Source organism: Amycolatopsis orientalis DSM 40040 = KCTC 9412, assembly GCF_000478275.1.
Taxonomy (GTDB): domain Bacteria; phylum Actinomycetota; class Actinomycetes; order Mycobacteriales; family Pseudonocardiaceae; genus Amycolatopsis; species Amycolatopsis orientalis.
Window position 1 is genome coordinate 39388 of the sequence record NZ_ASJB01000028.1, and the last position, 14465, is coordinate 53852.

Below are 14465 nucleotides of genomic sequence, written 5' to 3' on the forward strand. Positions count from 1 at the left end.
GAAAGGACAACGATGGGGCGACACAGCGTGGCCGAGGAGCCGGTGCCGCATCCCCTCGATCCGCCGAAGCGGCCCCAGGGTCGCGGTGAGGCGACCGGTTCGCACCGGATCGTCGGGAAGAAGGCCCCGCGGCGCCGGATCGCCAAGTGGCCGATCGCCTGCCTGGTCCTCGTGGTCCTGGTCGCGATCGGTGTGTTCGGCTGGAACTGGGCGGACGGGGAACTCAACACCCGCGCCGAGGCCCAGGCCAAGGCCTGCAGCGCCGGTGACACCCCGATGCGGGTGGTCGTCACCCCCAGCATCGAGAAACCGGTCCGCGCGGCGGCCGAACGCTGGAACAACGCCGCGACCGTGGTCCGCGACCACTGTGTGATCATCCAGATCGACGCCCTGTCCTCGGCGGCCGTGCTCGACGGCCTCGTCGGGCGCACGAACCTGGACTCCATCGGCGGTCTCCCCGCCGCCTGGATCCCCGAGTCGTCCTACTGGGTGACAGAGCTGAACACCGCCAAGCCCGAACTGATCGGTTCGCCCGCCCAGTCGGTCGCGACGGCGCGTTCGGCCGACTACCCGCTCGTCGGGCTCGCCGGCAAGACCATCGACGAGGTCCAGATGCGCGCCTCGCAGACGTTCCGGCAGTTCCTGCAGCAGCCGGCCCAGCAGGCCGACTTCGCCGCCGCGGGCATCAAGGCCACCTGAGCCGCCGAAGCACAAAGAGCCGTAATGGCGCGTGAAGGCCCCCTTTCCTCGGCTGAGCCGAGGAAAGGGGGCCTTCACGCGCAGCCGGACCGCTAGACCAGGTCGAAGGTGTCCGGGTCGGGCCCGGTGCGAGTGCCGTCGTCGAATTCGGCGAGGGCGGCCAGATCGTCTTCGGCGAGTTCGAAGTCGAAGACGTCGAAGTTCTCCCGGATCCGGGACGGCGTCACGGATTTCGGGATGGCCACCGTGCCGAGCTGCAGATGCCAGCGCAGCACCAGCTGCGCGGGGCTCTTGCCGTACTTGGCCGCCAGGGCGGTCAGGGTCGCGTCGGACAGCAGGGATCCCTGCGCGAGCGGACTCCAGGCCTCGGTGACGATGCCGTGCGCGGCGTGGAACTCCCGGAGCGCCTTCTGCTGCAGCCGGGGGTGCAGCTCGACCTGGTTGACCGCGGGCACGATCCCCGTCTCGTCGAACAGCCGCCGCAGATGCGGCTCGTGGAAGTTCGAGACGCCGATCGCCCGCACCCGCCCGTCCGCGTAGAGCTTTTCCAGCGCCCGCCACGTTTCGACGTACTTGCCGAGCGTGGGCATCGGCCAGTGGATCAGGTACAGGTCCACCCGGTCCAGGCCCAGCTCGGCCAGGCTGGCGTCGAAGGCGCGCAGAGTCTCGTCGTAGCCGTGGCCCGGATTCGGCAGTTTCGTGGTGATGAACAGTTCGTCGCGAGGCACGCCCGCCGAGCGGATCGCCTCGCCGACACCGGCTTCGTTCCGGTATGACGCGGCGGTGTCGATGCTGCGGTACCCGGCTTCGATCGCGGTCCGGACGACCTTGGCCGTATCGCCCGCGGGCACCTGCCAGACGCCGAAACCGAGTTGGGGGATGGCTACCTCGTTGTTCAGGACGACGGAAGGCACGGCCATGGATGCAGAATCCTCACTGGGGTCTGTGGCAGGACTTCTTGCCCCGCATCATTCCACCCCGCGCGCGGCGTACGCGCGCAGATACTCGGCCGTGTCCGCGTCGGCCGGGAAGAAGGACTCGATCACCAGCTCGGCGACCGTGATGTCCAACGGCGTCCCGAACGTGGAAACCGTGCTGAAGAACGTGAGATCCACGCCCTCGTGCCGCAGCCGCAGCGGGACGAAGATGTCACCCGGGCCGGGGACCTCCACCTCGGGGACCGGATCGTCGCACGGATAGGCGGCCAGCTCCTCCAGCAGTTCCGTCAGCGCCGGATCCGCCGTCTGGGTCACCTGGCGCCGCAGCCTGCCGAGCAGATGGGCCCGCCACTCCCCCAGGTTGAGCACATGCGGCGCCATCCCCTCCGGGTGCAGGGTCAGCCGCAGGACGTTGACCGGCGCCGTCATCAAGGTGGGCGACACCAGATCGGTCATGATCGACACGCTCGCGTTGGCGTCGACCAGGTTCCACCCGCGATCGACGACGGCGGCCGGGTACGGCTCGTGACTCGTCATCAGCTGCCGGACGGCCTGGCGTACCGCGGCCAGCTCCGGGTCGCCGAGCCCGCTCTCCGGGTACGCGGGCGCGTAACCCGCCGCCAGCAGCAGCTGGTTGCGTTCCCGCAAGGGCACCTCCAGGTGTTCTCCCAGCCGCAGCACCATGTCGCGGCTGGGCTTGGACCGCCCGGTCTCCACGAAGCTCAGATGCCTGGTCGAGATCTCGGCGTTGATGGCGAGGTCGAGCTGGCTGATCCGGCGGCGATCGCGCCATTCCCGCAGGAGTTCGCCGACGGGGCGGCCCACACGGCCCGCCGTCACTGTGGTCGTCACGAGCACGAACTTACGCACCGCGTCCGCGGCGCCGCCATTACCTCACGCGTAATCGACGCGACCCACCCTCGGCCGACAGAGTTGCGTCATCGGTTACCCCACAACGGAACAAGGAGACACCATGTCGGACATCCAGCGCGTCGCCGAGCAGTACATCGCCGTGTGGAACGAGACGGACACCGCAAAGCGCCGTGCGCTCATCGCCGAGGTGTTCACCGAGGACGCCACCTACACCGACCCGCTCGGCGCGGTCACCGGCCACGACGGTGTCGACGGCTTCATCGCCGGCGCGCAGGCCCAGTTCGCCGGGCTGACCTTCAGCCTGCCCGCGGCCCCCGAAGCGCACCACGACATCGCGCGGTTCCAGTGGTACCTCGGCGCTCCCGGCGCCGACGAGCCGCTCGCGATCGGCTTCGACGTGATCACCGTCGAGAACGGGCGCATCAAGCAGGTGCTGGGCTTTCTGGACAAGATGCCCGGCTGACCTACGCGAAGGCCTCCGGCGGCGGACAGGAGCAGACGAGGTTGCGGTCGCCCGCGGCCCCGTCGATCCGCCGCACCGGGGGCCAGATCTTCGCGGCGGTGAAACCCGCCGGGAAGACGGCGATCTCCCTGCTGTACGGGCGATCCCATTCGCCAGCGAGGCAGCGCGCGGTATGCGGGGCGTTCCGCAGCGGGCTTCCGTCCACCGGCCACTCCCCCGCTGCGATCTTCTCGATCTCACCGCGGATCGCGATCATCGCGTCGCAGAACCGGTCGAGCTCGCCGAGATCCTCGCTCTCGGTGGGCTCGACCATGAGCGTCCCCGCCACCGGGAACGACATCGTCGGCGCGTGGAGGCCGTAGTCGGCCAGCCGTTTGGCGACGTCGTCGACGGTGACACCGGTCCGTTTGGTCAGTGCGCGGAGGTCGAGGATGCACTCGTGCGCCACGAGTCCCTCGTGCCCGGCGTACAGCACCGGGTAGTGCTCCGCGAGACGTTTGGCGACGTAGTTGGCGTTCGCGACCGCGGTCAGCGTCGCGCGCCTCAGGCCGTCCGCGCCCATCATCCGCACGTAGGCCCAGGAGATCGGCAGGATCGACGCGCTTCCCCACGGCGCGGCACTGATCGGCCCCACGCCGGTGGCCGGGCCGGCGTCCGGCTGGAGCGGGTGGTTCGGCAGGTACGGCGCCAGGTGCGCGCGGACACCGATCGGGCCGACGCCGGGTCCCCCACCGCCGTGCGGGATGCAGAAGGTCTTGTGCAGGTTGAGATGCGAGACGTCGGCGCCGAACTTCCCGTACTGCGCGACCCCGATCAGCGCGTTCAGGTTCGCCCCGTCTACGTACACCTGGCCGCCCGCGTCGTGCACCAGCGCGCAGACCTCGCGCACGGTGTCCTCGTAGACGCCGTGCGTCGAGGGGTAGGTGATCATGATCGCGGCCAGGTCGTCCGCGTGCTCGTCCACAGTGGACTTCAGATGCCCGAGGTCGATATTGCCCTGGTCGTCGCACTTCACGACGACCACGCGCATGCCCGCCATCACCGCGCTGGCCGCGTTCGTCCCGTGCGCGCTCGACGGGATCAGGCAGACGTCCCGCGCCGCGTTCCCGCGTTCGCGGTGGTAGGCGCGGATGGCCAGCAGCCCGGCGAACTCGCCCTGGCTGCCCGCGTTCGGCTGCAGGGAAACCGCGTCGTAGCCGGTGATCCCGGCCAGCCAGCGCTCCAGGTCCCGCACGATGGCGAGGAGTCCGGCCGCGTCGCCGGCCGGCGCGAACGGGTGCAGACCGGCGAACTCGGGCCAGGTGATCGGCTCCATCTCGGCCGTGGCGTTGAGTTTCATCGTGCACGAGCCGAGCGGGATCATGCTCCGGTCGAGTGCGACGTCCTTGTCGGACAACGACCGCAGGTACCGCAGCAACGCGGTTTCCGAACGGTGCGCGTGGAAGACGGGATGCGTCAGGTACTCGCTGGTGCGGCGCAGATCCGGCGGGAAGCCGTCGGCGGTGTCCGCGTCGAGGGAGTCCACATCGGACACGGCGACACCGAAAGCCTTCCACACCAAGGAAAGGTGCTCGCGGGTCGTCGTCTCGTCGCAGGCGATGGCGACGTGGTCGGCGTCGACCAGCCGGAGGTTGACGCCAAGGTCCCGTGCGGTGCCGACGACACCGGCCGCGCGCCCGGGGACCGCCACCATGACGGTGTCGAAGAATTCGCAGTGCACGACGTCGACACCGCTTTCGGCCAGCCCCGCGGCGAGCACCGTGGCCATCCGGTGCGCGCGGTTCGCGATGGCGCGCAACCCTTCCGGCCCGTGGTACACCGCGTACATCGACGCGATGACCGCCAGGAGCACCTGCGCGGTGCAGATGTTGCTGGTCGCCTTCTCCCGGCGGATGTGCTGTTCGCGGGTCTGCAGCGCCAGCCGGTACGCGGGCGCGCCGTCGGCGTCCTTCGAGACCCCGACGAGCCGTCCGGGCAGCTGGCGTTCGAGCCCCTGGCGCACGGCGAGGTACGCCGCGTGCGGGCCACCGAAGCCCATCGGCACACCGAACCGCTGAGTCGACCCGATGGCGACGTCGGCGCCGAGTTCCCCGGGCGGCCGCAGCAGGGTCAGTGCCAGCGGATCCGCCGCCATCACCACGGCCGCGCCCAGTGCCTTGGCCTCGGCGATGGTGTGCTCCCATTCGCGGACGACGCCGGAAGCACCCGGATACGAGAGCAGCACGCCGAAGAAGTCGCCGCCGAGGCCGAGTCCGGTGATGCCCTGCGAGAGATCCGCGGTCACCAGGTCGATGCCGAGCGGTTCGGCGCGGGTGCGCAGAACCTCGATCGTCTGCGGCAGCGTGTCCTCGTCGACCACGAACCGGTTCGATTTCGCCTTGCCCGCCCGGCGGACCAGCGTCATCGCCTCCGCCGCCGCGGTCGCCTCGTCCAGCATCGACGCGTTCGCGATCGGCAGCCCGGTCAGGTCGGCGATCATGGTCTGGAAGTTGAGCAGCGCTTCGAGGCGGCCCTGCGAGATCTCCGGCTGATACGGCGTGTACGCGGTGTACCAGGCCGGGCTCTCCAGCACGTTGCGGCGGATCACCGGCGGGGTCACGGCGTCGTGGTAGCCGAGGCCGATCATCTGGACCATGGGCCGGTTGCGCGCGGCCAGCGCGCGGAGTTCGGCGAGCGCGGCGGTCTCGGTGGCGGGCGGCGGCAAGTCCGGCGGTGTCGCGGATTCCCGCAGCGACACGGGAACGGCTCGCTCGGCCAGATCGTCGAGGGAGGTCACGCCGACGACGTCGAGGATGCGCGCGAGTTCTTCCGGGCCGGGACCGATGTGCCGGTCCGCGAAGGGGGTTCCGGATTCGAGAGCGGCCAGAGAAACGGGCTCCATCGGGGACCTCCCAGGACGCGGGGGTGAGGCCGGGACGGATGTCCTGGCCCTCCCCACTCTGTCCGTACTCCCGTGGGAGCGCCTGAGAGTTTCGCCCGAGTGTTGAGCCGGGCTTGCACCGTCGGCGGGGCCGCCAGGCTGTGACCTGGCGAACCACTTTCCAGAGGCGTCTCGTCCGCGCGGTCCAGGGTGCCTGAGAGGTTCCGGGGAGGACTTGCTCCTTCGGCGCCGAGCTCAACGGTTATCGACTCGGTCTCTCCCGCGCGGATTCGTCGACCGCGGAAGTGAGCCTACCCTGCCGCGCGCGCGGCTTCATGATCAGCCGGTGCGACGTGCGTTACGGCGCTGTGTGAGTTCGTCCGGCGCGACGGTTTCGATCGTGCCGCCGTCGGCGCGTTCGGCCGGGAACTCGTGGATGGTGCCGCTGATCTCCTGCATCGCGCCGCTGACGGCGATACCGAAGACGCCCTGACCGCCCTGCAGTAAATCGACGATCTCTTCGGGCGAGGTGCATTCGTAGACGGTGGTGCCGTCGGAGAACAGGGTGACCCTGGCGAGGTCACGGACGCCGCGCAGGCGCAGATGGTCGACCGCGACCCGGATGTTCTGCAACGAGACGCCGGTGTCCAGCAGTCGTTTGACGACCTTCAGGACGAGGATGTCCTTGAACGAGTACAGCCGCTGCGAACCGGAGCCGTGCGCCGTGCGGATACTCGGCGCGACCAGCTTCGTCCTGGCCCAGTAGTCGAGCTGCCGGTAGGTGATCCCGGCGATCTGACAGGCTGCGGGACCGCGGTAACCGACGAGTTCGTCCGGGAGGGAAGAGTCGGGGAACAGCTCACCCTGCTCGCCGTCAGCGACCGGAACGAGCGGCTCTTGAGGGCTACCAGCCTCGACCACGCCATGCCTCCCCTCGCCCGACCTGGCGGCCGGCGAACAAAGCCGCGCGAACCCAGGTGAGTCCGCACCGGAGTGAACCGTCAAGACGGATGCCCCGGACATCCGAATCACACCTTGGCGATTTACCTCCATTGACGGTAAGCGCGTCCGGCAAAGCGGTCAACGCGACGCGCGGTCGGCCTCAAGCTCTTCTTGAGACTTCTTCGGAACAGTCCCCCGATCGGCTGCGCGCTTGCCACTTTTACTCAGTCGTGTTAATTTTTACTCATGCAAGTAACACCTTCGACACAAGGCGCCCTGCAAGAGGTGCAGGCCGAACTGGGGTTGTCGGTCACCGAGGCCGCCCGGCGGGCGCAGATCATCGGGGCCACGATCGCGACGATCTCCGATCTCGGCTACCACAAGACGTCGTTCGCGAAGATCAAGGAGCGGGCCGGGCTGTCCAGCACGCGGATCATCTCGTACCACTTCACCAACAAGGCGGGCCTGATGCAGGCCGTGGTCACCACCGCGACCGGCATGAAGGACAAGTTCCTCGAGGAACGGACCCAGGGCACGACCGACCGGGCCGGGCTGCTGCGCGGCTACATCGAGTCGGAGATCGCGTTCCTCGGCTCGTACCCGGAACTGGTGCGGGTCATGGTCGAGATGGCTTCGAGCGGTTCCGACGCGGAGGGCTGGTTCATGTCGGCCCCGATCGTCGAGGAGTTCCGCACCGGCCGGCTCGAACGCCAGCTACGGCAAGGGCAACGGGAAGGCGCTTTCGGCGAGTTCGCGCCGGATGTGATGGCGCTTTCGATCGCGCAGGCCATCGACGGCGTCGCCGCGAAGTTCGCGGCGGATCCGAAGCTGGATCTGGAGCGGTACGGCCGGGAACTGGCGGACCTGTTCACGCGCGCGACCGCCGCCTGAGTCGTGAGTGGTAATGACGGTTCTAACCGTCATTACCACTCACGAGCCCGGTCACGTATCCGCGCCGCGGAAGTCTTCCGGCGAGACCGAGTCGAGGAACTCGCGGAACTTCTCGACCTCGTCCTCCTGCTCGTCGGGGATGATGAGGCCCGCTTCCTCCAGCACCGCGTCCACGGCGTGGATCGGGACCCCGACCCGCAGCGCCAGCGCCACCGAATCGCTCGGCCGCGCCGAAACCCGGATATCCCCGTCGAAGACCAGTTCCGCGAAGAACGTGCCTTCCTTCAGGTCGGTGATGACGACCTGTTCCAGCTCACGGCCCAGTGCTCCGATGACCTCTTTGAGCAGGTCATGGGTCAGCGGACGGGCCGGGCGGACTCCCTGCTGCTCCAAGGCGATGGCGGTGGCCTCGACCGAGCCGATCCAGATCGGCAGGTAGCGCTCGCCTTCGGTTTCCCGCAGCAACAAGATCGGCTGATTGGCGGGCAGCTCCACCCGCACGCCGACGACGCGCATCTCGCTCATCGGGCTTCGCCTCCCTCTCGTGCACACGGGCTGCAGCGCTTGTCTCGACGACCAAGCGACGGCACTTCCGACGCTACCCGTCTTCCGAGCGCTGTGCTCGCTGTCCGGACATTCTCGGTTCGCTCGCGGCAAACCCGACTCTCACGGTACGGCATAGGGTGCCGAACATTCAGTCATTGACAACTGACCTCACAACGGTTCCCGGTCCCCGGAGCCGCTCAACCGCCCGTGACGGCCCGTATTCCGGCCTTCACCAAGAGCGTATGTAACGCGACGGTCAGCGCGGCGAGCTCGCGGACGACTTCATCGCCCCTCGCTTGGGCGTCCTCGTCACGGTGCCGATACACCGGGGTCACGATCTGCTCCAGCAGGCCGACCTCACGGTCGGCCGCGGCCCGGAAGGCACGCAGATGTCTCGGCTCGATACCGAATTCGGTCATCGCCTTCACGGTCTTCGCCACGAGGACCGCGTCCGGGTCGAAGAAACCCGCCGCTCCAGGGCGAACGAGACCGTATTGCCGCAGCTCAGCCAGGGTGGCGGCATCGATGCCCGCCTGGCGGAGCAGATCTTCCTCGGTCAGCCTGATCTCGCGATCGCTCTCGAAGTCCCCGGGGGACGGCAGTCCGCCGTTCTCCCCCGGGGCGTCGAGTGAAACGAGTTTCCGCGGCGGTCTGGGCCCCGCCGCCGAGGGCACGGCGCCCTGATCCGCCGCGTCCAGCTGTTCCTTGATGACCTTCAGCGGAAGGTAGTGATCCCGCTGGGCGGACAGGACGAACCGCAACCGCTCCACGTCCGCCGGAGCGAACTGCCGGTACCCCGACGGGGTCCGGCCCGGCTGGACCAGACCCTCCGCCTCGAGGAACCGGATCTTGGAGATGGTGACATCGGGGAAATCGCCGCGCAGCTGTGCCAGCACGGCTCCGATGCTCAACCCATCGCGCTGCGACGCATCCCGATCAGGCCGCCCGGCCGCCGTCACTGTGCCCCCTGGCCCCCGTGACCCGGGCCGGTCAGGAAGACCAGGCGGAACTTGCCGATCTGCACCTCGTCGCCACCGGCGAGGACGGCCTGGTCGACCGGCTCGCGGTTGACGTAGGTGCCGTTGAGGCTGCCGACGTCGATGACGACGAACTCGCCACCCTCACGGCGGAATTCGGCGTGCCGCCGGGAGACCGTGACGTCGTCGAGGAAGATGTCGCTGTCCGGGTGCCGTCCCGCGCTGGTGGTGTCGCGGTCCAGAAGGAAGCGCGAACCCGCGTTCGGGCCCCGCTTCACGACCAGGAGCGCGGAACCCGCGGGCAGCGCGTCCACACCCTGGACAGGGGCCTCGGCAGCCGGAGGAGCCTCAGTGCCTTCGACGTCGGCCAGGAAGTCGGCCCGGAAGACAGAAGTCCGCTCCGGAGACTGCTCCGGGGGAACGCCGGGCCCGTCGTTCGTGCTCACCTGAGCTCTCCTAACGCATGTGTGTTGCCACTACTCAAGAACGTGTGGAGGTCAAACGTACCGTGCCTGATCGAATCTCCGGTCCGCGGCTCCCCCTACTCGGATCGGACGGCCGCGGCCTGCGGCTATTCCTGGATCAGTGCCTGATACGCCTCGGCCTCGAGCAGCGATTCGACCGAGGTCGCGTCGTCGAGCCGGAGCTCGATGAGCCAGCCTTCGCCGTAGGGGTCGCTGTTGATCAGCTCGGGCGACTCGGTCACCGCGTCGTTGACCGCGACCACCTCGCCGTCGAGCGGGGCGAACAGTTCCGAGACGCTCTTGGTCGATTCGACCTCGCCGAACGCGTCGCCGGCGCCGACCTGCTTGCCGACCTCCGGCAGGTCGACGAACACCACGTCACCGAGCTGGTCCTGCGCGTACTCGGTGATGCCCACGCGCACGAGCCCTCCGTCGCGTACGGAGACCCACTCGTGCTCCTCGGTGTAACGCAGTTCTTCTGGAGTGGACAACGCCGCTCCCCTTTCTGATGCCCTCACTCGAAACCGACGCGCGAAGTTTCGCATCCCGCCGGGTCACGCGCCCGGCGCCTCCCGCAAGGCGGGTGTTCCGGCCGAACGCAGCGCCCGCACGGTCTGGACGACGTACAGCACGCCCGAATAGACGTACAGCACCGCGCCCCAGGCCGTGAAGGCGTACCCGATCGGGCGGGCGACCGCGGCGATGTCGGAACCGCCCTGGGTGAGCAGCAGGAGCGGGAACGCGTACATCAGCACGAAGGTGGCGCCCTTGCCGATGTAGGTGACCTCCGGCGGGGCGAATCCGCGGTGGCGCAGCAGGAGCACGCAGACTCCCAGTACGGCCTCTCGGACGACCAGCGGGACCACGAGCCACCACGGGATGATGTCGCGGAGCAGGAAGGCGATGAGCGTCGCGAGGATGTAGAGCCGGTCGGCGGCGGGGTCGAGCAGCTGCCCGAGCCGCGACATCTGGTTCAGCCAGCGCGCGAGTTTGCCGTCGAGCCAGTCGGTGAGGGCGCTGAACACCAGCAGCGCGAGCGCCCAGCCGTCCTCCTTCGGGCCGAGGAGCAGCCACAGGAAGACCGGCACCCCGGCGAGCCGGAGGATCGAAAGCATGTTGGGAACGTTCAGGGCCTGCCGCAGCAAAGAGGGCTCTTCGCTGGTCACGCTCGGTTCGGGGGGCGTACTCACCCGCGCAGCCTATCCAGAGCCGCCCCCGTCGTCCGGCTCAGCTGGCCCGGGTGTGGCTCCAGCCGCGGCGCTGCAGGTCCGCGCTGGTCAGCGCCACGGGCCTGCCCCGATGGTCGGTGCCCATCCAGCGGATGTGCCCGGCGGAACTCTCCAGGACGTACGGGCGGCCGCCGCACCAGACGACGGTGCACGGTGCCGTGGGCGGCAGCTCCGCGCTCGCCGGTGCGGTGGCCTGGAATGACGCGGGATCGTTCTGTTCGTCGGTCTTCATCGCTCTCACGGTTTCGGTGACGGGGACTGGGACACGCCGGAGCGCTACCTTTGTTTTCGGCAGAACAGGGCCGGGCGTTAACGGTCCGGCGCCGGATTCGTCCGATCGGTTCGCGACGACAGCGGTGTGTTGTCGCGCCGTGAACGGCATGTTAATTGTCCATAATGGACAGTGATTGGGCGGTCCTCGCGTACCGCCGCGCCGCCGTCGCGATAGCCTCCCGCGAATCGAACGTGGCTCAATGCCACGGCATCGGGCCCGGCCGGGTCAGAATGGGCCGGCCATGACCGGCCGACGAAAGGATCGCTTTGCCCGTCTCGACGACCACGGGATCGTGGCGGCGACTGTTCGCGGCCTGCGCCGCCGCCGGCACGCTCGCCGCCTGTTCGGGCGAAGGTCCGCCACCGGCTGTCACCTCCGCGACGCTTCCGCCGCCCCCGACCACTTCGCCCACGGCACCCGGTTCGATACCGTCGATCCCGTCGCAGAGCGCGCCGAGTTCGCCCACTGCCCCGAATCCCGCCCCCAAACCGAAACCCGCTGAACCGGTACAGGGTTCGTGCGGCACGGTCACCGCGGCGAGTGGGCTGACCCTTCAGGTGCTCAACGGACCGGGGGTCTCCTGCGCGGACGCGACCGGGATCGTCGGCTCGTTCCACCAGAGGATCGCCGGACGCCAGTCCGCGGAATCGGACGAGCCGGTCAGCGAGACCGTCGACGGCTGGCTGTGCGTTTCCGGCGCCCCCGCCGCACAGGGCGGCACCAGTTGCAGCAAGGGCGAGCAGAACGTGTTCGCCGCCGTCGTACCCGTCGAATGAACCATCCCCGAGAAGAAGGGCCTATGAAGAGCCTCTCCGCACTCCCCGCCGCGGTCGCCGTCGTCCTGCTGAGCGGTTGCGGGGCCGATCCCGCCCCCTCGGCCGCGCCCGCGCCGTCGTCCGCCGCTCCCGCCGCCGAACAGGTGCCCCCTGGCACGCCGTGCGGCGAGATCGCCGGGTTCCAAGGAGCCAAGAACAAGGTCTTCGCCCACGGGAAGACCGACTGCGCCGAAGCGACCCAGGTGCTGACGGACTACTTCACCAAGTTGACGCCCGCCGAGGCCACGTCGCCGCAGGGCCCCGGGCCGGTGGTGATCGGCGCCTGGACCTGTGGGAGCGGGCCGAACGATCCGGTGACGACCTGCTCGACCGAAGACGAGCGGCAGGTCGAAGCGAAGCGCTCCTGAGGCTCGTCGCCGGCGCCTGCGGGGTTCGAGTGTGGAGGATTTGGGACGTTGACCGTCCCAAATCCTCCACGGACTGCATGTCGCGGTTACAGCGTCAACCACGCTTCGTGGCCGCGTTCCCCGACGAGAAGGTACCCAGGGCGATAGCCGGGCGGGACAACGAAACAGACGAGCCCGGTGGCGCCGTCGAAGGCGCCAGGAGCGCCCGCGCAACCGTCGACCCGCCGCGGCTCGCCGTGCTGGTCAGCGGACAGCTTCAGCGAAGTGTCACCCAGCCCCCTCGCCTCGGCCCGAAGCGTGAGAACGTGGAAATCGCTCAGCCACGCGGCGGCTCCTTCAGGCGGCCCCGGCTGGATTCCGGTCACGCGCACCGTCAGTTCCCCGGCCACGACGCTCTCTCCCCGGTCGGCCGCCGGCGGATCCCCGGCCTCACGCCCGTACTTCCACAGATTCAGGGCGGGATCGACTCCCTCGCGATAAGCCGTCCCGCCGAAGCCGACCGGCGTGAGCACGACGAACGAGGCCAAGACGACACCGGCGAGGAACGACGGCAATGCCCGCGCCGTCCCCAGCCTCCCCGGCAGCAGACGGCGCCCCTGCCACACCGCCAGGATCCCGAACGTCAGGAGCAGGCCGCCGAGTGACATCGCGGCGATCTTTTCCCCGGTGTGATGGGCTTCGACCTCGGCGCGCGCGCCGCGCACGGACAGCACCCGGTCCGTCAGCGAGGAAAGCCGGGCGACCACGGGCTCCCCGCGGTGGAATTCCTCCCCTACCGGGAGTTCGAGCACGCGCCGGTCTTCGGTGACCGCACGGACCTCGTAGATGGTGTGCGGACCGTTCTGTCCTTCGGTGATCGTGAAGTCCGACTCGCTGACCACCGCACGCACGACGCGGGTTCCGCCCAGCCCCTCGGCGGCCCATCGGCCGACGAAAGCCGCGAGGAATCCCAGAACGACCCCGAGCACGATCAAGCCCGCCACAGCTCGGGTTCGCCGCTCGTTGTTCCGTGACTGCTCCTGGACTGTCACCGATCACCCCCGCACCGTCGCTCCAGGGTAGGCACCGCCCACGACAGGCGGGCACAGGATTTATGCCCACAAGATCCTTTCCGGAGCCGCTTGTCACACCAAGTAAGAGTCGTCTAGACTCAAACTATGCTCACCAGGGACGAAGCCGTGACGATGATCGAGAAGTCGGTCGACGCGGCCTCGCTGTTCGCCCGCCACGGCTACCGCGATCTGGCGGCGGCCGTCCATCCCGACCGGAATCCCGGCGACGCCCGGGCCAATCAGGCCGCGGCCACCCTCAACCGCCTCTACGGCGACTGGAAACGTGCCCGGCGGCAGACCGTCACGACGGCGACGTCGGCCTACACCCTCACCGGCCCGCACGCCGTGGGCAGTGTCGCGACGACGTACCGGACCACCGGCCCCCACCTGGTCAAACTCGTCCGCTCCCCCGCGCTGAACCCGCTGATCCACGCCGAGTGGACCGCGTTGCGGGCGCTCGACGTCTTCACCGAACGGCACCGCTGGCTGCGCCCGTACTACCCGCGGCTGCTCGACACGTCGGGTCCGGTGGCGCGGGGCGACCGGGCGTTCAGCGTCCTCGAACCGCTCATCGACGGGTTCACCACCCTCGCCGAGATCCGGAAGGCCTTCCCGGACGGCCTCGACGGCCGCGACTACGCCTGGATGCACCGGCGCCTCCTGCGTGCCGTGGCCGGGTCGCATCGCGCGGGTGTCGTCCATGGCCATCTCACCGCCGACAACGTGCTGGTCCATCCCGAACGGCACGGCATCGTCCTGATCGGCTGGTCCTTCGCCGTCGAGGACGGTGCGCCGCCGCTGGCCTCGGACGGATCCGTCCACTACCCGCCCGAGGTCCACAAAGGACTTCCGATGACCGCGGCCACCGACGTCCACATGCTCCACCGCCTGATGCTTTCCCTGCTGGCGCCCGGAGAAACCCGTCAACGCGAGTTCGCCACGTGGTGCACGCAGGACGCCCCGGGACAGCGGCCCGACGCCGTCGAGCTGCTCGACGAGTACGACCACCTGCTCGCCGACCTGTACGGCCCCCGCACCTTCCGACCCTTCACCATCCCCGAGACAGGAGCCTGA

General features: G+C 69.0%; 18 protein-coding genes and 1 riboswitch. Of the genes, 6 read left to right on the forward strand and 12 right to left on the reverse strand.

Annotated elements, in window-relative coordinates; all coding sequences use genetic code 11:
* The first annotated feature begins 12 nt into the window (after nt 1–12).
* A complete protein-coding gene (locus L324_RS06745) occupies nt 13–699 on the forward strand; it encodes a hypothetical protein (protein ID WP_235783425.1) in 687 nt (228 codons plus the stop codon).
* A gap of 92 nt (nt 700–791) precedes the next feature.
* Here L324_RS06745 and L324_RS06750 read toward each other — a convergent pair whose 3' ends face one another.
* Nucleotides 792–1619, reverse strand: a complete 828-nt coding sequence (locus L324_RS06750; RefSeq protein ID WP_037305115.1) for an aldo/keto reductase — start codon at nt 1617–1619, stop codon at nt 792–794.
* 48 nt (nt 1620–1667) lie between these two features.
* The gene (locus L324_RS06755) at nt 1668–2495 is read right to left on the reverse strand and encodes a helix-turn-helix domain-containing protein (RefSeq protein ID WP_051173751.1); all 828 of its coding nucleotides are present in this window, start codon (nt 2493–2495) and stop codon (nt 1668–1670) included.
* Between the two features lie 115 nt (nt 2496–2610).
* On the opposite strand from L324_RS06755, the gene L324_RS06760 reads away from it, so the two are divergent.
* Entirely contained in the window at nt 2611–2973 is a 363-nt protein-coding gene (locus tag L324_RS06760) for a nuclear transport factor 2 family protein (protein ID WP_037305116.1), read from the forward strand.
* Nucleotide 2974: 1 nt separating this feature from the next.
* Here the strand turns inward: L324_RS06760 and gcvP are convergent, their stop codons facing one another.
* The gene (gene gcvP / locus L324_RS06765; protein ID WP_037305118.1) at nt 2975–5854 is read right to left on the reverse strand and encodes an aminomethyl-transferring glycine dehydrogenase; all 2880 of its coding nucleotides are present in this window, start codon (nt 5852–5854) and stop codon (nt 2975–2977) included.
* 170 nt (nt 5855–6024) lie between these two features.
* Nucleotides 6025–6126, reverse strand: a riboswitch (glycine riboswitch).
* Nucleotides 6127–6172: 46 nt separating this feature from the next.
* Nucleotides 6173–6754 (reverse strand): MerR family transcriptional regulator, encoded by a 582-nt coding sequence (locus L324_RS06770; RefSeq protein WP_037305120.1) that lies wholly within the window; start codon nt 6752–6754, stop codon nt 6173–6175.
* 267 nt (nt 6755–7021) lie between these two features.
* On the opposite strand from L324_RS06770, the gene L324_RS06775 reads away from it, so the two are divergent.
* Nucleotides 7022–7666, forward strand: a complete 645-nt coding sequence (locus L324_RS06775) for a TetR/AcrR family transcriptional regulator (protein WP_051173705.1) — start codon at nt 7022–7024, stop codon at nt 7664–7666.
* A gap of 51 nt (nt 7667–7717) precedes the next feature.
* Here the strand turns inward: L324_RS06775 and L324_RS06780 are convergent, their stop codons facing one another.
* From L324_RS06780 to L324_RS42960, 7 genes are all read right to left on the reverse strand, one after another.
* Nucleotides 7718–8191, reverse strand: a complete 474-nt coding sequence (locus tag L324_RS06780; protein WP_005150031.1) for a bifunctional nuclease family protein — start codon at nt 8189–8191, stop codon at nt 7718–7720.
* Nucleotides 8192–8409: 218 nt separating this feature from the next.
* On the reverse strand, nt 8410–9171 hold the full coding sequence (ftsR, locus tag L324_RS06785; protein WP_081736219.1) for a transcriptional regulator FtsR: 762 nt from the start codon (nt 9169–9171) through the stop codon (nt 8410–8412).
* On the reverse strand, nt 9168–9635 hold the full coding sequence (gene garA, locus L324_RS06790; RefSeq protein WP_037305121.1) for a glycogen accumulation regulator GarA: 468 nt from the start codon (nt 9633–9635) through the stop codon (nt 9168–9170). Before garA ends, ftsR begins: the two co-directional genes overlap by 4 nt.
* 125 nt (nt 9636–9760) lie before the next feature.
* Nucleotides 9761–10144, reverse strand: coding sequence for a glycine cleavage system protein GcvH (gcvH, locus tag L324_RS06795; RefSeq protein WP_037305122.1), 384 nt, complete (start codon nt 10142–10144; stop codon nt 9761–9763).
* Nucleotides 10145–10207: 63 nt separating this feature from the next.
* Nucleotides 10208–10843 (reverse strand): cardiolipin synthase ClsA, encoded by a 636-nt coding sequence (gene clsA, locus L324_RS06800; RefSeq protein ID WP_051173706.1) that lies wholly within the window; start codon nt 10841–10843, stop codon nt 10208–10210.
* Nucleotides 10844–10880: 37 nt separating this feature from the next.
* The gene (locus tag L324_RS06805) at nt 10881–11114 is read right to left on the reverse strand and encodes a hypothetical protein (protein WP_037305125.1); all 234 of its coding nucleotides are present in this window, start codon (nt 11112–11114) and stop codon (nt 10881–10883) included.
* 238 nt (nt 11115–11352) lie between these two features.
* A complete protein-coding gene (locus L324_RS42960; protein ID WP_162531615.1) occupies nt 11353–11622 on the reverse strand; it encodes a hypothetical protein in 270 nt (89 codons plus the stop codon).
* 91 nt (nt 11623–11713) lie between these two features.
* Between L324_RS42960 and L324_RS06810 the strand changes: the two genes are divergently transcribed.
* Entirely contained in the window at nt 11714–11932 is a 219-nt protein-coding gene (locus tag L324_RS06810; protein ID WP_235783426.1) for a hypothetical protein, read from the forward strand.
* 23 nt (nt 11933–11955) lie between these two features.
* Nucleotides 11956–12339: a hypothetical protein gene (locus L324_RS06815; RefSeq protein ID WP_037305126.1), complete on the forward strand. Its 384-nt coding sequence runs from the start codon at nt 11956–11958 to the stop codon at nt 12337–12339.
* A gap of 86 nt (nt 12340–12425) precedes the next feature.
* Here the strand turns inward: L324_RS06815 and L324_RS06820 are convergent, their stop codons facing one another.
* The gene (locus L324_RS06820) at nt 12426–13370 is read right to left on the reverse strand and encodes a hypothetical protein (RefSeq protein WP_152546718.1); all 945 of its coding nucleotides are present in this window, start codon (nt 13368–13370) and stop codon (nt 12426–12428) included.
* Between the two features lie 126 nt (nt 13371–13496).
* Between L324_RS06820 and L324_RS06825 the strand changes: the two genes are divergently transcribed.
* Nucleotides 13497–14465 (forward strand): adenylate cyclase, encoded by a 969-nt coding sequence (locus L324_RS06825; protein WP_037305129.1) that lies wholly within the window; start codon nt 13497–13499, stop codon nt 14463–14465.